At 59.9% G+C, this 21,948-nt stretch carries 26 protein-coding genes; 15 read left to right on the top strand and 11 right to left on the bottom strand.

What is annotated here, in order from left to right:
- Positions 1–146: 146 nt before the first annotated feature.
- The 3 genes from A8O26_RS24470 (at position 147) to A8O26_RS24460 (ending at position 2,302) form a co-directional block, all read left to right on the top strand.
- Positions 147–425, top strand: a complete 279-nt coding sequence (locus A8O26_RS24470; RefSeq protein WP_064120270.1) for a hypothetical protein — start codon at positions 147–149, stop codon at positions 423–425.
- Between the two features lie 79 nt (positions 426–504).
- The gene (locus tag A8O26_RS24465; protein ID WP_064120269.1) at positions 505–1,275 is read left to right on the top strand and encodes a CHAD domain-containing protein; all 771 of its coding nucleotides are present in this window, start codon (positions 505–507) and stop codon (positions 1,273–1,275) included.
- 232 nt (positions 1,276–1,507) lie between these two features.
- The gene (locus tag A8O26_RS24460) at positions 1,508–2,302 is read left to right on the top strand and encodes an acyl-CoA thioesterase (RefSeq protein WP_064120268.1); all 795 of its coding nucleotides are present in this window, start codon (positions 1,508–1,510) and stop codon (positions 2,300–2,302) included.
- Between the two features lies 1 nt (position 2,303).
- Here the strand turns inward: A8O26_RS24460 and A8O26_RS24455 are convergent, their stop codons facing one another.
- The 3 genes from A8O26_RS24455 to A8O26_RS24445 all read right to left on the bottom strand — a co-directional run bounded on the left by A8O26_RS24455 (position 2,304) and on the right by A8O26_RS24445 (position 5,372).
- The gene (locus A8O26_RS24455; RefSeq protein ID WP_034155260.1) at positions 2,304–2,669 is read right to left on the bottom strand and encodes a terminase; all 366 of its coding nucleotides are present in this window, start codon (positions 2,667–2,669) and stop codon (positions 2,304–2,306) included.
- Between the two features lie 213 nt (positions 2,670–2,882).
- Entirely contained in the window at positions 2,883–4,361 is a 1,479-nt protein-coding gene (locus A8O26_RS24450; protein WP_064120267.1) for a methyl-accepting chemotaxis protein, read from the bottom strand.
- Positions 4,362–4,499: 138 nt separating this feature from the next.
- A complete protein-coding gene (locus tag A8O26_RS24445; protein WP_253757012.1) occupies positions 4,500–5,372 on the bottom strand; it encodes a TatD family hydrolase in 873 nt (290 codons plus the stop codon).
- A 236-nt stretch (positions 5,373–5,608) separates the two neighbouring features.
- Between A8O26_RS24445 and A8O26_RS24440 the strand changes: the two genes are divergently transcribed.
- The 3 genes from A8O26_RS24440 (at position 5,609) to A8O26_RS24430 (ending at position 8,134) form a co-directional block, all read left to right on the top strand.
- Positions 5,609–7,030 (top strand): transglycosylase SLT domain-containing protein, encoded by a 1,422-nt coding sequence (locus A8O26_RS24440; RefSeq protein ID WP_064120266.1) that lies wholly within the window; start codon positions 5,609–5,611, stop codon positions 7,028–7,030.
- Between the two features lie 112 nt (positions 7,031–7,142).
- A complete protein-coding gene (locus A8O26_RS24435) occupies positions 7,143–7,577 on the top strand; it encodes a DoxX family protein (protein ID WP_007908568.1) in 435 nt (144 codons plus the stop codon).
- Between the two features lie 248 nt (positions 7,578–7,825).
- On the top strand, positions 7,826–8,134 hold the full coding sequence (locus tag A8O26_RS24430) for a hypothetical protein (RefSeq protein ID WP_064120265.1): 309 nt from the start codon (positions 7,826–7,828) through the stop codon (positions 8,132–8,134).
- Between the two features lie 6 nt (positions 8,135–8,140).
- On the opposite strand, the gene greB is transcribed toward A8O26_RS24430, so the two are convergent.
- From greB to A8O26_RS24415, 3 genes are read right to left on the bottom strand one after another with little or no spacing between them, the layout of a single operon-like run.
- A complete protein-coding gene (gene greB / locus A8O26_RS24425; protein ID WP_003226818.1) occupies positions 8,141–8,638 on the bottom strand; it encodes a transcription elongation factor GreB in 498 nt (165 codons plus the stop codon).
- A gap of 34 nt (positions 8,639–8,672) precedes the next feature.
- Entirely contained in the window at positions 8,673–11,177 is a 2,505-nt protein-coding gene (locus tag A8O26_RS24420; protein ID WP_064120264.1) for an ABC transporter permease, read from the bottom strand.
- Positions 11,177–11,860, bottom strand: coding sequence for an ABC transporter ATP-binding protein (locus A8O26_RS24415; protein WP_007908572.1), 684 nt, complete (start codon positions 11,858–11,860; stop codon positions 11,177–11,179). Before A8O26_RS24415 ends, A8O26_RS24420 begins: the two co-directional genes overlap by 1 nt.
- 10 nt (positions 11,861–11,870) lie before the next feature.
- On the opposite strand from A8O26_RS24415, the gene A8O26_RS24410 reads away from it, so the two are divergent.
- From A8O26_RS24410 to A8O26_RS24400, 3 genes are all read left to right on the top strand, one after another.
- Entirely contained in the window at positions 11,871–12,476 is a 606-nt protein-coding gene (locus A8O26_RS24410; protein WP_064120263.1) for an arylesterase, read from the top strand.
- 57 nt (positions 12,477–12,533) lie between these two features.
- Positions 12,534–12,827, top strand: coding sequence for a hypothetical protein (locus A8O26_RS24405; protein WP_007908575.1), 294 nt, complete (start codon positions 12,534–12,536; stop codon positions 12,825–12,827).
- A gap of 148 nt (positions 12,828–12,975) precedes the next feature.
- Entirely contained in the window at positions 12,976–13,947 is a 972-nt protein-coding gene (locus tag A8O26_RS24400; RefSeq protein ID WP_064120262.1) for a L,D-transpeptidase family protein, read from the top strand.
- A gap of 126 nt (positions 13,948–14,073) precedes the next feature.
- Here A8O26_RS24400 and oprI read toward each other — a convergent pair whose 3' ends face one another.
- Positions 14,074–14,325, bottom strand: a complete 252-nt coding sequence (oprI, locus tag A8O26_RS24395) for an outer membrane lipoprotei OprI (RefSeq protein ID WP_003199355.1) — start codon at positions 14,323–14,325, stop codon at positions 14,074–14,076.
- Positions 14,326–14,964: 639 nt separating this feature from the next.
- On the opposite strand from oprI, the gene A8O26_RS24390 reads away from it, so the two are divergent.
- Positions 14,965–15,246 carry a GNAT family N-acetyltransferase gene (locus A8O26_RS24390; RefSeq protein WP_003226804.1) on the top strand — a complete coding sequence of 94 codons (282 nt, stop codon included), beginning with the start codon at positions 14,965–14,967 and terminating at the stop codon, positions 15,244–15,246.
- Between the two features lie 60 nt (positions 15,247–15,306).
- Here A8O26_RS24390 and A8O26_RS24385 read toward each other — a convergent pair whose 3' ends face one another.
- Both A8O26_RS24385 and A8O26_RS24380 read right to left on the bottom strand, forming a co-directional pair.
- Positions 15,307–16,383, bottom strand: a complete 1,077-nt coding sequence (locus A8O26_RS24385; RefSeq protein WP_064120261.1) for a 3-deoxy-7-phosphoheptulonate synthase — start codon at positions 16,381–16,383, stop codon at positions 15,307–15,309.
- 130 nt (positions 16,384–16,513) lie between these two features.
- Positions 16,514–16,957 (bottom strand): PilZ domain-containing protein, encoded by a 444-nt coding sequence (locus A8O26_RS24380; RefSeq protein ID WP_064120260.1) that lies wholly within the window; start codon positions 16,955–16,957, stop codon positions 16,514–16,516.
- On the opposite strand from A8O26_RS24380, the gene A8O26_RS24375 reads away from it, so the two are divergent.
- The 5 genes from A8O26_RS24375 (at position 16,956) to cysB (ending at position 20,927) form a co-directional block, all read left to right on the top strand.
- The gene (locus tag A8O26_RS24375) at positions 16,956–17,342 is read left to right on the top strand and encodes a thioredoxin family protein (RefSeq protein ID WP_064120259.1); all 387 of its coding nucleotides are present in this window, start codon (positions 16,956–16,958) and stop codon (positions 17,340–17,342) included. The two genes, A8O26_RS24380 and A8O26_RS24375, sit on opposite strands and share 2 nt — an antisense overlap.
- Positions 17,339–18,310 (top strand): putative 2-dehydropantoate 2-reductase, encoded by a 972-nt coding sequence (locus tag A8O26_RS24370; protein WP_064120258.1) that lies wholly within the window; start codon positions 17,339–17,341, stop codon positions 18,308–18,310. Before A8O26_RS24375 ends, A8O26_RS24370 begins: the two co-directional genes overlap by 4 nt.
- Positions 18,311–18,332: 22 nt before the next feature.
- Positions 18,333–19,238 carry a 5'-nucleotidase gene (locus A8O26_RS24365; protein ID WP_064120257.1) on the top strand — a complete coding sequence of 302 codons (906 nt, stop codon included), beginning with the start codon at positions 18,333–18,335 and terminating at the stop codon, positions 19,236–19,238.
- 97 nt (positions 19,239–19,335) lie between these two features.
- Positions 19,336–19,839 (top strand): universal stress protein, encoded by a 504-nt coding sequence (locus A8O26_RS24360; protein WP_064120256.1) that lies wholly within the window; start codon positions 19,336–19,338, stop codon positions 19,837–19,839.
- A gap of 113 nt (positions 19,840–19,952) precedes the next feature.
- Positions 19,953–20,927 carry an HTH-type transcriptional regulator CysB gene (cysB, locus tag A8O26_RS24355; RefSeq protein WP_003183769.1) on the top strand — a complete coding sequence of 325 codons (975 nt, stop codon included), beginning with the start codon at positions 19,953–19,955 and terminating at the stop codon, positions 20,925–20,927.
- 9 nt (positions 20,928–20,936) lie between these two features.
- Here the strand turns inward: cysB and A8O26_RS24350 are convergent, their stop codons facing one another.
- Positions 20,937–21,419: a GreA/GreB family elongation factor gene (locus A8O26_RS24350; protein ID WP_064120255.1), complete on the bottom strand. Its 483-nt coding sequence runs from the start codon at positions 21,417–21,419 to the stop codon at positions 20,937–20,939.
- Positions 21,420–21,421: 2 nt separating this feature from the next.
- On the bottom strand, positions 21,422–21,832 hold the full coding sequence (locus A8O26_RS24345; RefSeq protein WP_064120254.1) for a hypothetical protein: 411 nt from the start codon (positions 21,830–21,832) through the stop codon (positions 21,422–21,424).
- Positions 21,833–21,948 lie beyond the last annotated feature (116 nt).

The following is a 21,948-nucleotide window of genomic DNA, read 5'->3' as shown; positions in this document are numbered from 1 at the left end:
TGCGCCGGTGACGTCGTTTTTTCGATACTGCATGACCCTTCAGCGCTATCCTTCTCAGCTGCGCGGTTTCACCCGCCGGCAAGGCACTTTTTCGCAGCCTTACCGTCTTACCTGCACGACTGTTGACCTAATTTGAGGTGTGAGTGATGAAAGCCTGGATCTGTGTGCCGTTGATGGCTCTGGCATTGGCCGGTTGCGCCGGTAAGACTGCTTACCGCGACAGCTGCGGCAGTCAGCTCGACGCGGCGTGGCACGAACTGGATCTGGCCAAGGCCGAAGGCTTTGCCGGCACGGTGAGTTACTCCAAAGCCCTGTCGTTGCTGACGGCGGCGAAGACTCAGCAACAATTCGAAGGGTTCGAAGGTTGCAGCAACAAAGCCGAGAAGGCGCGCTTCTACATTCGCGAATCCCGCGCCGGGCGCTAAGCTGCTGACGTGAAGCAAGGATGCTGCGAACACTGGGCGGCAGAATGATCCTTCAAGCCATTTGAATCAGGAGCGAGCGATGTCTGCGTTGGTTGACCGGTTGGTGGCTCATGTCCTGAGCCTGGAAGTACGGCTGCTGGCCTGTCAGGCACGGCTCACTGCACGGACCGACCCCGAAGCGCTGCATGATCTGCGTACCACGGTGCGCCGCTTGCGCAGCCTGTTGCGGCCATTGCGTGGCTTGCCGGGTGTCGAGCAACTGGAAGACGCCGCGTCGGCGGTGGGGCAATTGACCACGCCGTGGCGCGATCGTGAAGTGCTCGCGGCGTATCTGCTCCAGCATGATCAGCCTGAGGCCGCGCAACGGCGCATGGCGCAGATGGCCGAGGCTTATCCGGCACTGGCGGCGAGTGCCGAAGTGGCGTCGCTGTTGATGATTCTCGACGCCTTCCCGCGTTTCCTGCGCGCCTCCCAGCGTCAGGGCTTGCTCAAGGGCCTGGATAAACGCATCGAAAAACGTCTCGGCAAACAATGGCAGAAACTCGACCAGGCGCTGCACGATCCGGCGCACGACCGTCATCGCTTGCGCTTGCTGATCAAACGCGTGCGCTACGGCATCGAAGCCTATCCCGAACTGGACCGCTTGCCCGAGGCAGCGCTGGCGCGATTGAAGTCGGCCCAGGGCGCGTTGGGTGACTGGCACGATTGCTGGCAGTGGTTGGCGAAGGCTGAGCTTGAGACGGATCTTCAGCCCTGTGTCGCCACTTGGCAGGCGACCATGATCCAGGCCGAAATCAAGGCCGATCAAGTCCTCGAAAAACTCAGTTCAGCCTGCTTCAAAAAATCCTGAAATCACCACATTCCCTGTGGGAGCGAGCTTGCTCGCGAATGCGTTCTGTCAGGCGGTACATTCTTTCCTGACACCCCGCTTTCGCGAGCAAGCTCGCTCCCACAGGGTGTTGTGTGTGCCGGGAAGTGCGCTAAGGCCTTTCTGTCAGTCCATTTGACCGGTATAGACGCTGCGGCGCTGTGCAGGTCTGGTTAAGATCGCTGCATTCATTTCTGCTTTTCCGAGGTTTGCCATGCGCTTTAGCGATCTGCTCGAGGCGGTCCGCCGCCAACCAGAACTGACGATTCCTGCCGAATGGGGCCAGGGCCGTGCCAGTTTCGGTGGTCTGGTGGCCGCGCTGCAATATGAAGCCATGCGCGCAAAAGTACCGGCGGATCGCCCGGTGCGTTCTCTGGCGATCACTTTTGTCGGCCCTGTCGAACCCGAAGTCCCGGTGAGTTTCGAAGTGGATGTACTGCGCGAAGGCAAAGCCGTCAGCCAAGTCATGGGCCGGGCGATGCAGAATGGCCAGGTGGTGACGATCGTTCAGGGCAGCTTCGGTGCTTCGCGGCCTTCGGAGGTGGCAGTCGAAGCGTATCCGGCGCCATCAATGAAACACTGGGACGAGTGCCAGGAGTTGCCTTACATCAAAGGCGTGACGCCAGAATTCATGCGTCATTTGGCGATGCGCTGGAGCGTCGGCGGCATGCCGTTCACCGGCACTCAATCGCGGCTGATGGGGGGCTGGGTGCGGTTGCGCGGAGATGTCAAAGAAGAGCCGGTCAATGAGGCGCATCTGCTGGCTTTGGTGGATGCGTGGCCGCCCGCGCTGTTGCCGTATCTGAAGAAGCCTGCACCCGGCAGCACGCTGACCTGGACCATTGAATTCGTGCAGCCGCTGCACGATTTGAGCACGCTGGACTGGTGCCAATACCTCGCCGACATCGAGTATGCCGCCGATGGCTACGGCCATGTCGCCGCCAAGCTGTGGAGCGCAGAAGGGGAATTGATTGCGATGAGTCGCCAGACCGTCACGATCTTCGCCTGACTCAGTGGCGACGGTGGCGCTCACGCCAGGCGCGCCACCAGCCACCGCTGAGGAAGAAGCGCGGAAAAGTCAGAAACTGCTCGACCAGCAAGCGTGACACTGCATCTTTGCGATCACTGAACGGCTCGGAGGCTTGCGCCTCCAGGCTGTGGCCGTGGCGCTGCAAACCCAGCGCCGCAATGATACCGATCACGCCGATGGCCACACTGGCCAGACTCAGGCTGAACACCCCGGACACGATCAGCAGAAAGGCGACGATGAACAACGGCACCGCAATCAGGTGCAGCACCAGATTGGTCGGGTGCTGATGATTGCCGGGGTACGCGCGCCATTGCCACGCGGGAAGGTTGGGGTGACGTTTGCCCATGTTGACTACTCCTCGATCCATGTTGAACACATGGTTGAAGAATAGGCCGGGGCGCGGAGGGCGGCGAATCAAGGTTGGCTATTGAAGCGATAGGCGTCATCGCCGGATTCGATGCTGCCGCGTTTGAAGCCTTCGCGAGCAGGCTCGCTCCCACAGAGGATTTATGAGCGCCCCAGATCCAATGTGGGAGCGAGCTTGCTCGCGAAAGGGCCTTCAGAGTTTCAATTGACCTATGGCCTTGTTGAGTTCCCCAGCCAACGTCGCCAGCTCATTACTGGTCGTCGCCGAATCCACAGTCTGCTGCACGGTGTTCTCGGTCACATCACGAATACTCACCACCGCCCGGTTCATCTCTTCGGCAACCTGACTCTGCTGCTCCGCCGCCACGGCGATCTGCGTGTTGCTCTCACGCATTTGCGCGACCGCGCCGGTGATTTCCGCCAGCGCTGCACCAGCCTCCTGCGCCTGCTGCACGCAATCGTCAGCCTTGTACGAACTCTCCTGCATGAAATCCACTGCATCGCGAGTGCCGGCCTGTAACGCCGAGACCATCGTGGTGATCTCGTCAGTCGAGGTTTGCACGCGTTTGGCCAGATTGCGCACCTCATCGGCGACCACCGCAAACCCCCGACCCATCTCGCCGGCGCGAGCAGCTTCGATGGCGGCGTTGAGGGCGAGCAGGTTGGTCTGTTCGGCGATGCTGTGAATCACGCTGACCACGCCGTTGATCTTCTGACTGTCCTCGGCCAGCCGTTGAATCATCTCGGCCGTTTGCTGCACACCGCTGGAGAGCCCGGCAATCGAATGTTGTACCCGCGCAACCACTTGCTGACCGCTGCCGGCGAGGCCATCGGCGGTCTGCGACAGATCGCGAGTGGCACCGGCGTGCTGGGCGATGTGATAGACCGTGGCGGTCATTTCATTGATCGCCGTGGCCGCCTGGTCGGTTTCGCTCTGCTGACCGAGCATGCCATGACGCACTTCGTTCATGCTCGACGCCAACCGCGCCGCGCCGACATCCAGTTGCCGCGCCGTGTTGGCCACCGTGGTGACGACGCGTTGATAACCGGCTTGCATGGCGTTGAAGGCATTGGCCATTTGCCCGACTTCATCTTTGCCGGCCAGCGGTACGCGAGCCGACAGGTCGCCGGTTTTTTCCACGTGCAACATCACGTCTTTCAGGGTGTTGAGCTGGCTGAGCAGGAAGCGGATCAGCAACTGCGAGGCACACAGCATGGCGAACATCAGGATGAACACGGCTACCGCATAATTGGCGAAACGCTCGCTGAACACCTGGCTCAGGCTCGGGCCATAGGCGATCACGGCGACTTGCTGCCCGTCAGCGCGGCTGAACACTTCGGCGCCCATCAGCGGGTTGTCGCCGAACAGCGGCAGGTGATTGATCTCGTTCCAGCCATTGCTGGTGATTTCCAGCAGCGGTTGGTCGTTGAGGCGCGGCGCCTCACCGCGATTGAATGTCAGTACCTGATCGGTTTTAGGCAACGGCTGCCCTCCCGGCCAGGCCTTGAGCAGTTGCGCCTGGGCTTGAGCGGACACCTGTGAAGCGTGACTGCGCGCCTGTTGTTCGAGCTGCACGGCGTACAGCACCAACAGCAGAGTGGTGACGAAGGCGACCGCATTGACCGCCCAGAATTTGTATTTCAGCGAGATATTGCTAAGCCAGGCACCCATGGAGGTCTTCTCTGATAGCGGAAACAGTTTCGGCAAGGTGCCAGCATTGTGCCGCTATGCAGATCTGCGGATCTTGATGCACATCAACAGAACACATCTATCCCCTGTGGGAGCGAGCCTGCTCGCGAAGAGCGCGTGTCAGTCGACATCATTGCTGTCTGAACCCTCGCTTTCGCGAGCAGGCTCGCTTGTATGTTTAGACTTGAAGGGGTGGGCGGGGAGGTTGTAGAACGCGCGGGCACACGCGGTGGTGTGCGCCGCCAGATCTTCTTCGGTCTCGCCGCGATGCAACGCCACTTCGCGCAGCACTTCAGTCAGATAGGCCGGCTCATTGCGGCCGTTTTTCGGCTTCGGTCGCAGGGTGCGCGGCAGCAGATACGGCGCATCACTTTCCAGCATCAGGCGCCCACGTTTGATCTCTTTCACCAGCGGATGCAAATGCGTGCCACGGCGCTCGTCACAGATCCAGCCGGTAATCCCGATGTGCAGATCCAGATCGAGATAGCTGAACAGGGCTTTCTGTTCGCCGGTGAAGCAATGCACCACAGCGGCGGGCAGGTGATCACGGAAGTCTTTCAGAATTTCCAGCAGACGCTGGCTGGCATCACGCTCATGGAGGAACACCGGCAGTTGCAGTTCAACGGCCAACGCCAAATGCTCTTCGAGGACTTTTTCCTGCTGCGGGCGCGGCGAGAAATCACGGTTGAAATCCAGGCCACATTCGCCCACGGCAACGACGTTTTTCTCTTGCAGCAGACTGCGCAAACGACGGGCGCTGTCAGCATTCCAGTCACTGGCCGAATGCGGGTGAATACCGGCGGTGGCAAACAGTCGCTGACCACTGTCATCGAGTTGCCGGCAGAGCTCCAGGGCTTGCTCGCTGCCCTCGACGCTGGTGCCGGTCAGCACCAGTTGGCAGACCCCGGCGGCATAGGCGCGATCAAGCACGGCCTGGTGATTGTCGGCGAAACTTGGGTTGGTCAGGTTGACGCCGATATCGATGAGTTGCATGGTTGCTACCTCGGGCCGAAGGCCGGAAAGCATACCAGAGCTGTAGATTCATAAGAAAAGCCAAGAACTACAACGAGTTAGAGCTGTCTCTTGATGCCGCGACGCAGCCCGGTTTGGCAGAAGTGCCATTACTGTGCCAGTCTCTCGCACTTTGCCAGCGCTCCAGGCGCTCTGTTTTCGTCGGTGATATCGACCGCTCAGCGGTGAGATCGCCCCGTATTCTTTCCGGAGAGTGGATGGTTCGTCCCTCGGTTTTGCTTCTGTTGTGTGGATCGCTGCTACTGCCGATGACGGCGGTTGCGCGCCTGCCCGGGCCGCTGCAAGCCGTGCCGGCGGCCAAGGTGCGCGACTTGTCCGAGATTCGCAGCAGTCGCGTGTTGCGCGTGCTGGTCAATCAGAGCCGCAACAGTTCCGGCGAAGTTCAGGGCCAGGCCATTGGCGTCGAATACCATCGTTTGCGCGCTTTCGAGCAATACCTCAACGGCCACGCCCGTGATGGCCAGGAAATCACCCTCAAGATCATTCCCAAAGCCAAGGATCAATTGCTCGGCGCGTTGCAACGCGGCGAGGGCGATCTGGTCGCTCCCGGCGAATTGCTCGATCTGCAACCGGGCTTTGCCGTGGCCAGCAGCGAACCGATCGCCAGCAACGTGCCGCTGGTATTGGTCGGGATCAAGGGCGAGCGACGCTACACCAAAGTCGAGCAACTCGCCGGCAAAACCCTGGCGTTGCCCACCGGCAGTGCGGCAGGGGAGGCGGTCAGTCAGCTCAATCAGAAACTGGCGCTGCACAAACTGGCGCCGATCAAGATTGAATGGGTCGATCCGACACTGGCGGTCGAAGATGTGCTGGAAATGGTCCAGGGCGGGATTTTCCACCTGACCATCGTCGAACAACCCATTGCCGAGCGCTGGGGCAAGATCCTGCCGAAACTGCGTTTTGATCGCCAACTGATGATCAGCGAGCCGGGCGAAGAGTATTGGTTCGTGCGCCGCGATGCTTCGATGTTGCGCGCAAGCATCGACCGCTTCCTTGGTGGTTACAAGAAGCCGTCCAATGAAGACGTGGCGTTTCTGCGCATCTATCGGCGCCTCTATCAAGTTCACTATCCATTGGCCAAAGCTGACCGTCAGCGGCTGGAAAAACTCCGTCCGACCCTGCAAAAACACGCTGACGCGCAGAACATGGACTGGCTCAATCTGGCCGCGCTGGCATTCAAGGAATCGGCACTGCAGCCCAGCGCGCGTAGCGGCAGCGGCCCTACCGGACTGATGCAAATCACCCCGTCCGCCGCCCAGCGTGTCGGTGTCAACAATATCCAGAATCTCGATGCGAACGTGCAGGCCGGGGCCAAATACCTGGCGATGATCCGTCGCAAATTCTTCAGCAGCCCCAAGCTCAATGAGCGCGAACGCATGGCGTTCACCCTGGCGGCTTACAACATCGGCCCCGAGCGCGTGCAGGGCATGCGTGCCGAAGCCCGACGCCGTGGCTTGAACCCTAATCAGTGGTTCTTCCAGGTCGAGCGCATCGCCATGGAGCAGGTAGGAATGGGGCCGGTCAGCTATGTTAATAGCGTGAACAAGTATTACTTGGCGTTCGACCGGGAGCGGGAGTCGTTGGAGCCCGGGGCGCAAAAAGTCGTCTCACGTAAATGATCTAATAAATTGATTGTTATGGCGGAATATTTGCGCTTTTAACATGAAATTAACTGATTAATATAGCGGCCAACCAACACACATAACTCCTCGCAAAAACAAGGAATGCCTCATGAGCTCTCTGATCAACAAAGTCCTGTTTACCCGCGCCGGCTACGGTCTGACCATCCTGCGCATTGCTGTCGGCGTGATCTTCGCAGCTCACGGTTCGCAAAAACTTTTCGGTCTGTTCGGTGGTTACGGCCTGGCAGGCACCGCCCAGTACATGGACAGCATCGGCCTGCACCCGGGCTACCTGATGGCCACGCTGGCCGGCGGTACTGAGTTCTTCGCTGGCCTGGCCTTGATCATCGGTCTGCTGGTGCGCCCGGCGGCGCTGGGCCTGACCTTCCTGTCGCTGGTGGCGATCTTCACCGTACACATCAGTAACGGTTTGTTTATGGCCAACAACGGTTACGAGTTCGCCCTGGCCCTGCTCGGTGGCAGCCTCGCCGTTCTGATCGAAGGCGCCGGCAAGCTTTCGGTAGACCGCGCCATCGCCGGTTAAGCGCTCTGGCTCACGGAAAAGGCCCGCATTGTGCGGGCCTTTTTTGTTGCGGCTGATTCTTGACACTGATCGGTCACGTTCTCTAGGATGTTGCCCATGCGCCGATTTAAACAGCTACTTGCGGGGCGCCAGGTGACTTCAACAGTTGCCGTCAGAAGCCGGAACAGGGCTTCGAAATACCGCTAAAGCGCTGGTTCGGTGTTGCCTCTCACCTGCCATGCAGACTTTTGAGGCAGAGACACGACACGATGAATGCACTACGCCCTCCAGCACGTCCCGCGCCGATCACGGCACATATCACCCAGCGCAACCCGAAAATCCTCCTTGGCGGCAAACATCAGCCGACGCTGTTGCGTTATCTCGATGGCTGGCCACGTCGCAGCGGCGGTCCTGCCGCATTCCTGATCCAGTTCGTTGAAGACGGCGAATCGCTGGCGCGTTTTGCCAGTGACAGTTTTGATCTGGCGGTGATTCAGGCACCGACTGCGGAAGATGCACCGGAAATGATCAAGCAACTGACCCGCGTCGCGCGGCAGGGCTTGATCACCCGCCGCTGATACGATTTACGGATAGTCGATGGCGACGATGTAAACGAATTGCTCGCCGGTCGGCGTCTGCACCCGGACTTCAGCATCCAGCGCCTTGCCGATCAAGGCGCGGGCCAGTGGCGAGTCGATGCTGATCAGGCCCAGTTTCAAATCCAGTTCATCCGGGCCGACGATGCGGTAGCGCGACTGCTTGCCGTCTTCGTCTTCGATGGTCACCCAGGCGCCGAAGTAGACCTTGTTCGGATCGCTGGGTTTTTCGCTGACGACTTTCAACGCTTCCAGGCGTTTGGTCAGAAAGCGCACGCGACTGTCGATCTCGCGCAGCATCTTCTTGCCATAGGTGTATTCGGCGTTCTCCGAGCGATCGCCCTGTGCCGCGGCCTCGCTGACCGATTGTGTCACCTGCGGGCGGCGCACGTGCCACAGCTCATGGAATTCGGCGCGCATCCGCGCTTCACCTTCAGGGGTGATCAGCGCGGTGCCGGCGGTGCGGGGAGGGCGATAACGGCTCATGGCAACTTCTTGTGATTAAGACCGCTTGAGTCTATCAACCCTCGCGCAACACTGTCAGTGGACTTGCATTGAGCGCCCGGCGCGTGCCGAACACACCGGCACCCCCAATCAGCGCGGCGCCAATTAATGGCAGCACCAACAACCATGGATGCGGATGCCACGGCAGATCAAAGGCGTAGCGATACAGCACCAGACTCACCACTTCCGAGCCTATCGCCGCGAGCAAGCCGCTGACTGCACCGAGCAAGCCGAACTCGATGCGCCGTGCCTTAATCAGCAACTGTCGCTCCGCGCCCAGAGCACGCAGCAGCGCACCTTGGCGAATACGTTCGTCGAGCGTCGACTGCAAGCCGGAAAACAGCACCGCCATCCCCGCCGCCAAGACAAACAACAATACGTATTCAACGGCCAAGGTGACTTGGGCGAGGATGCTGCGCAATTGTTCGAGCAGCGCTTCGACTTGCAGAATGGTCACTGCCGGGAAGGTCCGCGACAGATCAACGATCTGCTGATCATGTCCGGGTGCCAGATAGAAACTGGTCAAATAAGTCGCCGGTAGATCTTTCAGCGTGCCGGGCTGGAAGATCATGAAGAAGTTCGGCTGGAAATTGTCCCAGTTGATCTCGCGCAGGCTGGTGACCTTCGCTTCACGATTGACCCCGCCGACGCTGAACACCATGTGATCGCCGAGTTTGAGCTTGAGGCTTTCGGCGACTTTGCCTTCCACCGAGACACCGGGAACATCATCCGTAGGTTGATCCTTCCACCATTCCCCGGCGGTGAGCTTGTTGCCCGCAGGCAGATCCGCCGCCCAGGTCAGGCTCAAGTCGCGCTGCACCGCACGGTCACCGGCCGAATCCTTGCTGACGATTTGCTGCACGGCTTCGCCATTGATGCTGATCAGACGCCCCGGCACCACCGGATACAGTGGCGCCGCTTGTGCGGAGACTTTGATCAGGTGATCGGTGAAGGCCTGTTTGTCTGCCGGCAGAATATTCAGGGCAAAGTAGTTCGGCGCATTTTTCGGCAGTTGGTTTTGCCAGGTGTCGAGCAGTTCGCCCCGCAGCAGGGCAATCAAGGCCATCGACAGCAGAATCAGGCCGAATGCCAGCGACTGACCGGCCGCTGCCAAGGGATGGCGCAGCAACTGGCCCAGGCCCAGGCGCCACGGCAACGAAGCACGGGCGAGCATCCGCCGCAGGCTTTGCAGCAACAACAACAGCAAACCGCCCAATAGCAACGCGGCGACCACGCCCCCGCCGAGCAGCGCGAAGGTCAGCAGCAGATCCAGGCTCAAGCGCCACATGATCAGGCCGAGCGCGCCCAAGGCTGCGCCGTAAACCATCCAGGTACTCGACGGGATCGGCAGCATGTCGCGGCGCAGCACACGTAACGGCGGCACACGCCCCAGCGCAGCGAGGGGCGGCAAGGCGAAACCCGCCAGCGCCACCAGTCCCGTGCCGATCCCGGCGATGGCTGGAAACAGACCGCCCGGTGGCACATCGCTTGGCAACAAATCATGCAGCAGCGCGAACAAGCCCAGTTGCGCCAGCCAGCCCAGCAGCGCGCCGCTGAGCGCGGCGAGCAAGCCCAGCACGGTCAGTTGCAAACTGAACAACAGCATGGTTTCCCGGCGCGATAATCCCAGGCAGCGCAGCAACGCGCTGGCATCGAAACGGCGGCTGGCGAAACGGTTCGCCGACAGCGCCACGGCGACACCGGCCAACAGCACGGCGACCAGACTGGCCATGTTCAGATAACGTTCGGCCTTGCCCAGCGCACCGCCAATCTGCCGGTTGCCATCGCGGGCGTCCTGAATGCGCTGGTTGGCGGCGAGCCCGGGTTTGATCAATTGCCGATAGGTTTCCAGCGCCTGCGGTTCACCGCGCCACAGTTCGCGGTAACTCACCCGGCTACCGGGTTGCACGACGCCGGTGGCGGCGAGGTCATCGAGGTTGATCATGACCCGCGGCGTGAGGCTGTAGAAGTTGCCGGCGCGATCCGGTTCATAGGTCAGCACGCGGGTCAGTTTCAAGGTCTTCATGCCGACATCGATGCTGTCGCCGATCTTCAGATCCAGTGCGGTCAGCAGGCGTGCCTCGACCCAGGCTTCGCCGGGTTGCGGTTCGCCACCGGTTTGTTCGGCGGCGAAAGGCGCAGGTGCGCTCTTCAGTTCACCGCGCAACGGATAGGCGCGGTCGACGGCTTTGATGCTCGACAACTGAATGCCGTTGTCGGTGGCGATGACGCTGGAAAACTCCACCACCTGCGCATGATTCAGGCGCAGCTCGGTACCACTCCTGATCTGTTCTTCACGGGCCGGGGAGCTGCCCTCAAGTACCAGATCAGCGCCGAGAAACTCAGTGGCGCGCAGCATCATGGCGCCGTTCAGGCGGGCGCCGAAGTAACCGATGGCAGTACTCGCCGCCACCGCCACGACCAACGCGAAGAACAACACGCGCAATTCCCCGGCACGGGCATCGCGCATCAGTTGGCGCAGGGCGAGGCTGAACAGACGCAACAGCGGCAAACGTGCCATCAAGGCTCCAGAGGGGCGACCAACAGCCCGGCTTCAAGACGGATCAGGCGCCGGCAACGATGAGCCAGGCGTTCGTCGTGGGTCACCAGCACCAGGGTGGTGCCGCGTTCCTTGTTCAATTCGAAAAGCAAATCGCTGATGCGCTCGCCAGTGTGGCTGTCGAGGTTGCCGGTCGGCTCGTCGGCGAACAGTACGTCGGGCTCGGCAGCAAAGGCGCGGGCGATGGCCACACGCTGTTGTTCGCCACCGGAGAGCTGGCGCGGCGAGTGCGTCAGACGTTGACCGAGGCCGACGCGCTGGAGCAGCTCAGTCGCCCGCTCACGGGCGTCTTTGCGGCCATCGAGTTCCAGCGGCAGCATGACGTTTTCCAGCGCATTGAGGCTGTCGAGCAACTGGAACGACTGGAAGACGAAACCGACATGCTCGGCTCGGATGCGCGCACGCTGGTCTTCGTCAAGATTGCTCAGGCCTTGCCCGGCGAGGATGACTTCGCCGCTGCTCGGCAGGTCGAGGCCGGCGAGCAGGCCGAGGAGGGTGGATTTGCCCGAACCGGATGCGCCGACGATGGCCAGGCTGTCGCCCTTGTTCAGTTCCAGGCTGAGTTCGTGCAGGATAGTCAGTTCACCTTCCGCGCTGGGAACCACTTTGCTGAGGTTCTTCGCGGTGAGAATGCTTGCGCCCATGGAGAATCCGATGCGTGTGTGGTTTTTGAGTGCTGGCCTGGCCTTGATGTGCATGGCCCAGAGCGCAGCGGCGGGTACTGTCCTGATCGTTGGCGATAGTATCAGCGCCGGTTTCGGACTGGATACCCGCTTGGGGTGGGTGTCGTTGCTCGAACAACGGCTCAAACAGGAGGGTTTCGACGACAAAGTGGTCAATGCCTCGATCAGCGGCGACACCAGTGCCGGAGGCCAGGCGCGGCTGCCCGCGCTGCTTGCAGAGCATAAACCGGCACTGGTGATCCTCGAACTGGGTGGCAATGATGGCTTGCGCGGAATGCCGCCAACTCAATTGCAACAAAATCTTGCCTCGATGATCGACAGCTCCCGCCAGAGCGGGGCCAAGGTGTTGCTGTTGGGCATGCAACTGCCGCCCAACTACGGCAAGCGCTACACCGATGCTTTTGCCGAGGTCTACGGCAAACTCGCCGACGATAAAAAGATCCCGCTGGTACCGTTTTTCCTCGACGGCGTGGGCGGTCATCCGGACTTGATGCAGGCCGATGGTCTACACCCGGCGGTCGGGGCTCAGGGCAAGTTGCTGGAAAATGTCTGGCCGACGCTAAAACCGCTGTTATGAGGCTTTTCTAAGGGCAGGCTTTCGGCTAATGTGGCGCCCCCTTATTTGGAGCCCCCGATGTCGCGTTCTGCCTGGTCCCTGTTTGCCTACCAACTGATCGAGCCTGACGAGCAGCTGGACCTGTTCGCCTGCCAGGAAGTGCGGGTGCATCTGGTGACCCGGCAACTCGAACTCGGTGGCTCGGCTGATCGCACCCTCTGCGGCAGCCTGCTGCCGGCGCAACCGCGCTGGTCGAGCGTGGATCGCCGGGTGTTTCAGGATCAGCGCCTGTGTTCGCTGTGTCGGGCGATTCTTGAGTCGCAGAAGCGCGGGACGTCGCCGATCTGGCCGGAGCTGCGTTTCGAGCTTTAAACCCAGAGCTCGCCCGATCGCGGCCGAGCCTGCGGCAGCGCTTACATGAAGACTTCTGTCTGCCTATCGGGCCGTCTCCCCGAATATTCAAAGTGCGGTGTACAATCGCGCTCTTATACCCTTGATGATCATGCGAAGGATTTTCCGGATGTTGCCGCGCTTTCCTGCCGTCACCCGCTGCCTGTCACTTGCCGCCCTGTGTGTGGCCGGTCCCGTTGCTGCATTGGAGTTTCCCCTGCCACCGCCCGGTGAAGACATCATCGGTCAGGTGCAGGTGATCAAAGCCAAGTACGAAGACACCTTCGCCGATCTGGGCACGAAGTACGATCTGGGCTACTCGGAGATGGTCGCGGCCAACCCGGGCGTCGATGCCTGGTTGCCGGGCGCCGGTACCGAAATCGTCCTGCCGACGCGGTTCATTCTGCCGCCGGGTCCGCGCGAAGGCATCGTTATCAATCTTGCCGAATACCGCCTCTACTATTTCCCGAAAGGCCGCAACGTGGTGTACACGTTCCCGCTGGGGATCGGTCGTGAGGGTTGGGGCTCGCCGATCGCGCACACCTCGATCACCGCCAAGACACCAAACCCGACCTGGACGCCTCCAGCGTCGATCAAGGCTGAACACGCTGCGGATGGCGATCCACTGCCAAACGTGGTGCCGGCCGGCCCGGACAATCCATTGGGCCCGTTCAAGTTCACCCTGGGCACGCCGGGTTACCTGATCCACGGTTCGAACAAGAAATTCGGTATCGGCATGCGCACCAGCCACGGTTGCTTCCGCATGTTCAACAACAACGTGCTGGAAATGGCCGGCATGGTGCCGGTCGGAACGTCGGTGCGCATCCTCAACGATGCGTACAAGTTCGGCAGCAGTGGCGGCAAGGTTTATCTGGAAGCGCACACGCCGATCGACGACAAGGGCAACCCGTCGGTGGTCGACAAGCACACCGCAGTGATCAACGCGATGCTCAAGCGTGAAGACGTCACCAGCAACCTGCGCGTGAACTGGGATGTGGTGCGTGATGTGGTCGCGGCCGAAGATGGTCTGCCGACCGAAATCGGCACGCCGAATACGTCGGCGCCGATGGTATCGAACGTACCGATCGACTTGCAGCAGTAAGTCACGGTGCAGAACCCGCCGATGCGTCAGGCATCGGCGGGTTTTTTATTGCCTGAACAAAAGCTGCAGGCAATAAAAAAGCCGACCCGAAAATCGGGTCGGCTTGATAACAATCCCGAAGGATTATTACTTGCGGCTAGCTTTGTCCAGCATGCGCAGAGCACGCTCGTTAGCTTCGTCAGCAGTCTGTTGTGCTTTTTGAGCAGCAGCCAGAGCTTCATCAGCTTTACGGTAAGCTTCGTCTGCACGAGCCTGGGAGCGAGCAGCTGCGTCTTCAGTAGCGGTCAGACGTGCTTCGGTTTCTTTCGATGCGCTGCTGCAACCGGTAGCCAGAACTGCGGCCAGAGCCAGAGCAGAGAATTTCAGAACGTTGTTCATCGTGTTCCCCTTCAAGGACTTTCAAATTAAGTGGCTGTCTCCTCACGATTGAGGAAATAGCCGGCGTACATACTACCCATTACTTGTAGTAAGTAAACTGACGTAGCGCAAGAAGCAAAAAAAATTGTAGGCGCTGATTCTTTTTCGAGCAACTTTTAACTGCGCTGTTTAAAAAATACCCAGCTACAAGCCCCGAGCTGAGCGAGTTATTGCGAAAAAGTTCCCGTTACTGCGTGCTGTTTTTGCAGTCTTGGCTAAAGTCTTTCTAGATGAATTCGTCCACACTTTTGTTCCGATTTTGCGCGCTGCTTCGCTTATCTTTGTGCATGTTGAGGTGACTTTAAAAAAGGCCGTACGTCTTAAGTCTCAACATCCGGCAATGGACAGGTTAGCGGCCCGGGAAGATCTTCTCCCGAACCGTCCCGGCGTCAATCGGAGCAACCCCGGTCAACCCACGTGATGACGAGTGCACCTTGAGCATTTTGGCCATTGGTGCCTACTATTTATCAGGTGCTCGGTTGCGCGAGATCGGTGTGGCTCTTCTCGGTGTCCATCAGGCACGGGGTGGCGTAGATGTTCCTTCGCCGGAAAAACATCGGTAAGGTAGGGGTCAGAATTCAAGACCCGCGAGGAGTAGTGATGAGCGAGGCGTTGTCCATCCACCATGACCAGGCTGGTCATCAGTTCGAGACCAATGTGGACGGTCATCGTGCCTACCTGACTTATATGGATCTGGGGAAACAGACCCTGGATATCTATCGCACGTTCGTGCCCAACGCCCTGCGCGGCCGTGGCATAGCGGCAGCGCTGACCGAGAGCGCGCTGCAGTACGCTGAAGAAATGGGCTACACGGTGATTCCGTCGTGCTCCTACGTCGAGCGCTACATGGAGCGCCACCAGCGCCGCGCTGCAAAGATCTGAACCGCACACACAAAAACGCCGGGCAATGCCCGGCGTTTTTTTATGCCTGCGAAACGTTGATCAGCTGCGCTGGCGTTTCGGCAACACGTCCTTGAGCTTGGCGTGCATGCTGCGCAGGGTGTTCTCGGTGGCGGACCAGTCGATGCAGGCATCGGTGATCGACACGCCGTATTGCAGGTCGGCGAGGTCTTTCGGAATCGCCTGGCAACCCCAGTTCAGGTGACTTTCGACCATCAGGCCGATGATCGACTGGTTGCCTTCGAGGATCTGGTTGGCAACGTTCTCCATCACCAGTGGTTGCAGGGCCGGGTCCTTGTTGGAGTTGGCGTGGCTGCAATCGACCATGATGTTCGGCTTGATCTTCGCCTTGTCCAGCGCCTGCTCACACAGGGCAACGCTGACCGAATCGTAGTTTGGCTTGCCGTTACCACCGCGCAACACCACGTGACCGTAGGCGTTGCCTTTGGTGGTGACGATCGACACGCCACCTTCCTGGTTGATACCGAGGAAGCGGTGCGGGCTGGACACTGACTGCAAGGCGTTGATCGCCACGGTCAGGCCGCCGTCGGTGCCGTTCTTGAAGCCGACGGCCGAGGACAGGCCCGAAGCCATTTCACGGTGAGTCTGCGATTCGGTGGTGCGCGCGCCGATGGCCGACCAGCTGATGAGGTCCTGCAGATACTGCGGGGAGATCGGGTCGAGGGCTTCAGTGGCGGTCGGCAGGCCTTTTTCGGCCAGATCCAGCAGCAACTGACGACCGATGTGCAGACCGTCCTGGATCTTGAACGAGTCGTCCAGATACGGATCGTTGATCAGGCCTTTCCAGCCGACGGTGGTCCGTGGCTTCTCGAAATACACGCGCATGACCAGGTACAAGGTGTCGCAGACTTCCTCCGCCAGCACCTTGAGGCGATCGGCGTATTCGTGGGCAGCCTTGATGTCGTGGATCGAGCACGGGCCGATCACTACGAACAGACGGTGGTCGGTGCCATCAAGAATGTTGCGAATGACTTCGCGGCCCTTGGTGACGGTGCGCAGGGCAGCGTCGCTCAGAGGGATATCACGCTTGAGCTGATCGGGAGTGATCAGGGTCTCGTTAGAGGCGACGTTTAGGTCGTTGATCGGTAAATCAGCCATCGTTTACTCGTCAGGTCACGGGTGCCGGCCGCCAGCGATCCCCGCGCGGCGGAGCACAGCAGATTTAAGCGCGTCGGGGAGCGGAACCTTAGCGCGTAAAGCGCCTGCTCGACAATGGGCAAAAGGTGCTTTAGTCCAGCGCTGGCTGCGCAAAAGCCTTGCGCACACTGTCGTGGGAGAACTCGTCGGCGTGTTGCTCGACCCATTGCAGGGCTACCGCCTGAATTTCTTGCAGGTCATCGTGGGTTTCGTGCATGCGGCAGTAACGCTCGATCTGACACACCTGCTCACCCATTCGCGCGCTGAACAGCGTCTGCTCATCGGTAAACGCGATGCCCACCAGATAGCCTTTTTTGCGCCGCAGGCACCACGCCACATAGCCCGGATAACAGATGTCGGCATTCAGGGTCGGCATGCGCACTTGCAAAGCGGTGCCATGGCGCCAGGCACGGTGGTAATTGCAAGCGATGCCGCCGAGGCTGATAGTGTGCAGCTGTTGCCTGGAAATACACTCAGGCTTGAGCAAGGTTAATTCAACCGGCACCTCGTCCGGATGAGGTATGAAACGTCCCATGAGCACAGACTCCCTGTGTCGGCCATTTGACATTGTTTCCCCCAGTATAGTGGTCGAATCCGAACTGACCGATTTCGACGCCGACCAACGGCTGCTGGCGATGAACGGCGTTTCGCTGGTGATTTTCACCAGCGTCGGCTGCGCCAGTTGCCGTTACGCCCGCGAGGTGTTGCCGGACATGGCCTTAGCCATCGATCGCCTGTGCTGGATCGATGCCGGCGATAACGGCGGGTTGGTCGAGCGTTATCAGGTCTTTCATTTGCCGGCGCTGTTTGTGGTGCGCGACGGCGAGTTCTTTGGGGCATTGCACACACGCCTGACAGCCGATGCGCTGAATGCGGCGCTGGCGCAGGCACTGGGTCGAATTGCAGAGGAGTTGCCATGATGGGGGCAGTGAATAAACCGGGGTTGGATAAACCGAAGGTGGGGATTATCGGTACCGGTGCAATTGGCGGGTTCTACGGCGTGATGCTGGCGCGTGCCGGCTTCGATGTGCACTTTCTGTTGCGCAGTGAGTTTTCGGCGGTGGCTGAACGCGGTTTGCAGGTGAACAGCGCGGTGCATGGCCCGCTGACGTTGAATCCGGTGCAGGCCTATTCGGCGGCCGAAGACATGCCCAAGTGCGACTGGCTGTTGGTTGGGGCGAAGACCACCAGCAATGCCGGTCTCGCGCCTTCTATCATTCAAGCGGCCAAACCGGATGCGAAAGTACTGGTCCTGCAAAACGGCCTCGACGTCGAAGACAGCTTGCGTGAATTGCTCCCCGATTCCCTGCATCTGTTGGGCGGCTTGTGCCTGATTTGCGTGCACCGCGACGGCCCGGGTCTGGTGACCCATCAGGCGCTCGGAGCGGTCAACGTGGGCTATCACAGCGGTCCGGCCATTGATGACGTTGCGCGCATGGCGATCGTCGAGGAGGGCTGCGGGCTGTTTCGCAGCGCCGGTCTGGATTCCCAGGCCATGCCCAATCTGCAACAGGCGCGCTGGCAAAAACTGGTGTGGAATATTCCCTACAACGGCCTCTCGGTGTTGCTCGGTGCGGGCACCACAGCGCTGATGGCCGATGCCGACAGCCGCGAGTTGATCCAGGCGTTGATGGCCGAAGTGGGGCTGGGCGCCAAAGCCTGCGGTCACGACGTGCCGCCGGGATACGCCGACTACCTGTTTATGATGACCGAGAAAATGCCCGACTACTGGCCGAGCATGTACCACGACTTTTTACACAAGCGCCCGCTGGAGCTGGAAGCGATCTACGCTCGGCCACTGGCGGCGGCAAAAGCGGCAGGCTGTGAGCTGCCGCGCATCGAAGCGCTGTATCGCACTTTAGGTTTTATCGATCGACGTAACGTTTAAGTCGATCGCTTTGGGGGAAGGCATGGCCAAGAACATCGATGACAAACTGGTGCTGGCGATTTCGTCGCGCGCCTTGTTCGACCTGAGCGAGAGCCACAAGGTCTATCTGTCGAGCGGCGTCGAAGCCTACCGGCAATATCAGATCGAGCACGAAGACGAGATTCTGGCCCCCGGCGATGCTTTCCCGCTGGTGGAAAAACTCTTGGCACTTAACAGTCGCCTCGGCCGTGCACGGGTCGAGGTGATTCTGGTCTCGCGCAACAGCGCCGACACCGGGCTGCGCGTATTCAACTCGATTCATCATTACGGTCTGGCGATTTCCCGCGCGGCGTTTGTCGGCGGGCGCAGTCCTTATCCGTATCTGAAAGCGTTCGGTTGCGACCTGTTTCTTTCGACTCATGCTGAAGATGTGCGCGCGGCGCTGGATGCCGGTTTCGCCGCTGCAACCATTCTGTCCGGTGGCGCCAGCCGCGCGGCCAGTGATGAATTGCGCATCGCCTTCGACGGCGACGCGGTGATTTTTTCCGACGAGTCGGAGCGCGTCTATCAATCCGGCGGCCTGGAAGCGTTTCAGGCCAAGGAGCGTGAAGCCGCGCGCGAGCCTTTGCGCGGCGGGCCATTCAAAGGCTTTCTGGCGGCGCTCAATTTGCTGCAACGCGAGTTTCCCGATGATGACTGCCCGATCCGTACGGCGCTGGTCACCGCGCGGTCGGCGCCAGCGCATGAGCGGGTAATCCGCACCTTGCGCGAGTGGGATATTCGTCTCGACGAATCACTGTTCCTGGGTGGCCTGACCAAGTCGGCGTTTCTCGAAGCGTTTGCCGCGGACGTGTTTTTCGACGATCAGGCCGGTCACTGCGAACTCGCCCGCGAAGTCGTCGCCACCGGCCACGTGCCGCACGGCATCAGCAACGAGCCGTCGGTCTAAAGCCCTTTGGTTCAAGACGTTGCGTCGCACGTCGTACTCGTCAAGGCACTGCTAAGCTGAATCAAATCTCCGCCATGTTGGCTTGCGAGGAGGTCATATGATTCGTTCGATGCTGTATGCCACTGACCTCGGTCTGTACGCACCGTTAGTGATGCAGCATGCCCTGGCATTGGCGCGAACGTTCAATGCCGACTTGTATGTGGTGCACGCCGTGGAGCCGATGGGGCTGTTTGCCGAATCGGTGTTGCAGAGTTACCTCGACGAGCAGGCATTGAACGATTTTCACAGTCAGGGTCTGAAAACAGTCATCGCCAATATCGAGCAGCGGGTGCTGGAAAGCTTTCGCGAAGAATTGGGCGAGGAGGGCGAGCAGGATCTGCAGCGCATTCGTGCGGTCCGCGTGCTGCAGGGCGATCCGTCGCAGGTGATTCTCGACCAGGTGGAGAAACTCTCGGTCGATTTGCTGATCGTAGGAAGCCACAGTCACGGGGTGGGCGCGGAAACGCCATTGGGGCGCACGGCGGCTCGGGTCCTGCAGTTGTCCAAGGTGCCGGTTTATCTGGTGCCGTTGGTGGAGCGTCGGCGGCGGGAGGATCGCTGAAGCTGGAATAATGGCACTTTGATAAAAAAGTTCTAGATTTATTCTTCAAACCATTAATATAGTTATATACCGTCGCTGATGCCCGTGGCGTCTACCTGCTTTGAGGGATTCATATGAAGCTTCAACAATTGCGCTACATCTGGGAAGTGGCGCACCACGACCTCAACGTTTCCGCTACAGCCCAAAGCCTTTACACCTCGCAACCGGGCATCAGTAAACAGATCCGCCTGCTGGAAGACGAACTCGGCGTTGAGGTGTTCGCCCGCAGCGGCAAGCACCTGACCCGCGTCACTCCGGCCGGCGAGCGCATCATCACCACCGCCGGTGAGATCCTGCGCAAGGTCGAGAGCATCAAGCAGATTGCCCAGGAATTCTCCAACGAGAAGAAAGGCACCCTGTCGATCGCCACCACCCACACTCAGGCACGTTATGCACTGCCGCCGGTGATCAGCAATTTCATCAAGCAATACCCGGACGTGGCGCTGCACATGCATCAAGGTTCGCCGATGCAGATCGCTGAGATGGCCGCTGACGGCACCGTCGATTTTGCGATCGCCACTGAAGCGCTGGAGCTGTTCGGCGATCTGGTGATGATGCCGTGCTACCGCTGGAACCGTTGCGTGGTCGTGCCGCAGGGCCACCCGCTGACCAAGCTGCCGAAGCTGACCCTGGAAGCACTGGCCGAATACCCGATCGTGACTTACGTGTTCGGTTTCACCGGCCGTTCGAAACTCGATGAAGCCTTCAGCCATCGCGGCCTGACGCCGAAAGTGGTGTTCACCGCGGCCGACGCCGACGTGATCAAAACCTACGTGCGTCTGGGTCTGGGCGTGGGCATCGTGGCGAAAATGGCAGTCGACACCAAACTCGACAACGATCTGGTGGTGCTGGATGCCAGCGAGCTGTTCGAATCGAGCGTGACCAAGATCGGTTTCCGTCGCGGCACCTTCCTGCGTGGTTTCATGTGCGACTTCATCGAGAAGTTCGCCCCGCACCTGACCCGCGAAGTCATGGCCAAAGCCATTCAGTGCCACAACAAGCAGGAACTGGAAGAGTTGTTCGACGGCGTCGAACTGCCGGTTCACTGACCGGTTGTTTCAGAGCACCTCGGTGACAGCGAACTGTTGCCGGGTGCCTGCCACCAGAATCTCCACCTCATCGCCTTCGAACTTGCCCAGCAGGCTTTTGCCCAGCGGCGAGCGCGGGGTGATGACGGTAATCGGCTGACCGACCACATCGACTTTCAGGCCTGCGGCATCCGGCGCCAGAAACAGCCATTGTTCGCGACCCTTTTCGTCTTCCAGACCGAGCAGGGCACCGACTTCAATGCCGCGATGTTCATCGTAGGCACGCAGCGTCAGGTTCTGGCACAGCACCAGTGACTGACGGATTTCCTCGACCCGTTTCGCCTGACCCGCCGCCAGATACGACGCCTCAAGACCCAGCGTGTCGTACTTGTTTTCGGCGATGTTTTCTTCGTGGGTCGCGGTTTCGTAAGCGGTTTTTGCGGCGCGTTCGGCGATGTCGAGGTCGATGCGCAGTTTGTCGAGAATCAGTTGGTGAACCGTGTGCTTGTTCATGATCAATCGCAGAATTGCAAAACGTTGGCGCGGCTTTTTTCGCTCGGGGCAGTCTGGTCCTGTTGCAGCCAGAACTGGCATTTCGGGTTTGACTGATTCCGTGTGCTGCTGCGCGCTTGATCGAGGCGTGCCTGCTGCTCGTTCTTGCGCAGGTTTTCTTCGTACTGGTCGAACAACGGGCTCTGCGGCGGAATATCCGGCTGTACCTGAACCGCTGCCGGTGGATTGGCCAGTTGCTGCACCGCCTGGGCCACCGGCGCCAATTGTTCCTTGAACAGCAAATGCGCCAGCAGCCAGCAGGTCAGGGCAATGGCGAGAAAGCCCAGCCACATGCCCAGGGCAATGCTACCGGTCAAATGCAGCGCACTAAGCTGAACGGGCAAGGGCCGGCGCGGGGTGGGACGGTAGGGCATGACTGCCTCCTGGCGGATGATTGCGGGCGAGTGGCGATTGTCGCACGAAGATTAATCGCCGTCGGCTCTTCTGCGCGAGGTCATTTATGCGGACAATCGCTGCTTTTGCCAACGGG

The organism is Pseudomonas fluorescens (assembly GCF_001648775.1).
Classification (GTDB): domain Bacteria; phylum Pseudomonadota; class Gammaproteobacteria; order Pseudomonadales; family Pseudomonadaceae; genus Aquipseudomonas; species Aquipseudomonas fluorescens_M.
Note: the sequence above shows the minus strand (reverse complement) of the source record. Positions and strands in the feature narration are given on the sequence as shown.

Coding starts and splice junctions, on each gene's coding strand:
- A8O26_RS24430 (WP_064120265.1), top strand. CDS start 7,826: ATGAATGCACTACGCCCTCCAGCACGTCCCGCGCCGATCACGGCACAT.
- cysB (WP_003183769.1), top strand. CDS start 19,953: ATGAAGCTTCAACAATTGCGCTACATCTGGGAAGTGGCGCACCACGAC.
- A8O26_RS24440 (WP_064120266.1), top strand. CDS start 5,609: ATGGTTCGTCCCTCGGTTTTGCTTCTGTTGTGTGGATCGCTGCTACTG.
- A8O26_RS24360 (WP_064120256.1), top strand. CDS start 19,336: ATGATTCGTTCGATGCTGTATGCCACTGACCTCGGTCTGTACGCACCG.
- A8O26_RS24345 (WP_064120254.1), bottom strand. CDS start 21,832: ATGCCCTACCGTCCCACCCCGCGCCGGCCCTTGCCCGTTCAGCTTAGT.
- A8O26_RS24460 (WP_064120268.1), top strand. CDS start 1,508: ATGCGCTTTAGCGATCTGCTCGAGGCGGTCCGCCGCCAACCAGAACTG.
- A8O26_RS24390 (WP_003226804.1), top strand. CDS start 14,965: ATGAGCGAGGCGTTGTCCATCCACCATGACCAGGCTGGTCATCAGTTC.
- A8O26_RS24435 (WP_007908568.1), top strand. CDS start 7,143: ATGAGCTCTCTGATCAACAAAGTCCTGTTTACCCGCGCCGGCTACGGT.
- A8O26_RS24420 (WP_064120264.1), bottom strand. CDS start 11,177: ATGGCACGTTTGCCGCTGTTGCGTCTGTTCAGCCTCGCCCTGCGCCAA.
- A8O26_RS24450 (WP_064120267.1), bottom strand. CDS start 4,361: ATGGGTGCCTGGCTTAGCAATATCTCGCTGAAATACAAATTCTGGGCG.
- oprI (WP_003199355.1), bottom strand. CDS start 14,325: ATGAACAACGTTCTGAAATTCTCTGCTCTGGCTCTGGCCGCAGTTCTG.
- A8O26_RS24365 (WP_064120257.1), top strand. CDS start 18,333: ATGGCCAAGAACATCGATGACAAACTGGTGCTGGCGATTTCGTCGCGC.
- greB (WP_003226818.1), bottom strand. CDS start 8,638: ATGAGCCGTTATCGCCCTCCCCGCACCGCCGGCACCGCGCTGATCACC.
- A8O26_RS24400 (WP_064120262.1), top strand. CDS start 12,976: ATGTTGCCGCGCTTTCCTGCCGTCACCCGCTGCCTGTCACTTGCCGCC.
- A8O26_RS24445 (WP_253757012.1), bottom strand. CDS start 5,372: ATGCAACTCATCGATATCGGCGTCAACCTGACCAACCCAAGTTTCGCC.
- A8O26_RS24415 (WP_007908572.1), bottom strand. CDS start 11,860: ATGGGCGCAAGCATTCTCACCGCGAAGAACCTCAGCAAAGTGGTTCCC.
- A8O26_RS24380 (WP_064120260.1), bottom strand. CDS start 16,957: ATGGGACGTTTCATACCTCATCCGGACGAGGTGCCGGTTGAATTAACC.
- A8O26_RS24465 (WP_064120269.1), top strand. CDS start 505: ATGTCTGCGTTGGTTGACCGGTTGGTGGCTCATGTCCTGAGCCTGGAA.
- A8O26_RS24455 (WP_034155260.1), bottom strand. CDS start 2,669: ATGGGCAAACGTCACCCCAACCTTCCCGCGTGGCAATGGCGCGCGTAC.
- A8O26_RS24405 (WP_007908575.1), top strand. CDS start 12,534: ATGTCGCGTTCTGCCTGGTCCCTGTTTGCCTACCAACTGATCGAGCCT.
- A8O26_RS24350 (WP_064120255.1), bottom strand. CDS start 21,419: ATGAACAAGCACACGGTTCACCAACTGATTCTCGACAAACTGCGCATC.
- A8O26_RS24410 (WP_064120263.1), top strand. CDS start 11,871: ATGCGTGTGTGGTTTTTGAGTGCTGGCCTGGCCTTGATGTGCATGGCC.
- A8O26_RS24370 (WP_064120258.1), top strand. CDS start 17,339: ATGATGGGGGCAGTGAATAAACCGGGGTTGGATAAACCGAAGGTGGGG.
- A8O26_RS24375 (WP_064120259.1), top strand. CDS start 16,956: ATGAGCACAGACTCCCTGTGTCGGCCATTTGACATTGTTTCCCCCAGT.
- A8O26_RS24470 (WP_064120270.1), top strand. CDS start 147: ATGAAAGCCTGGATCTGTGTGCCGTTGATGGCTCTGGCATTGGCCGGT.
- A8O26_RS24385 (WP_064120261.1), bottom strand. CDS start 16,383: ATGGCTGATTTACCGATCAACGACCTAAACGTCGCCTCTAACGAGACC.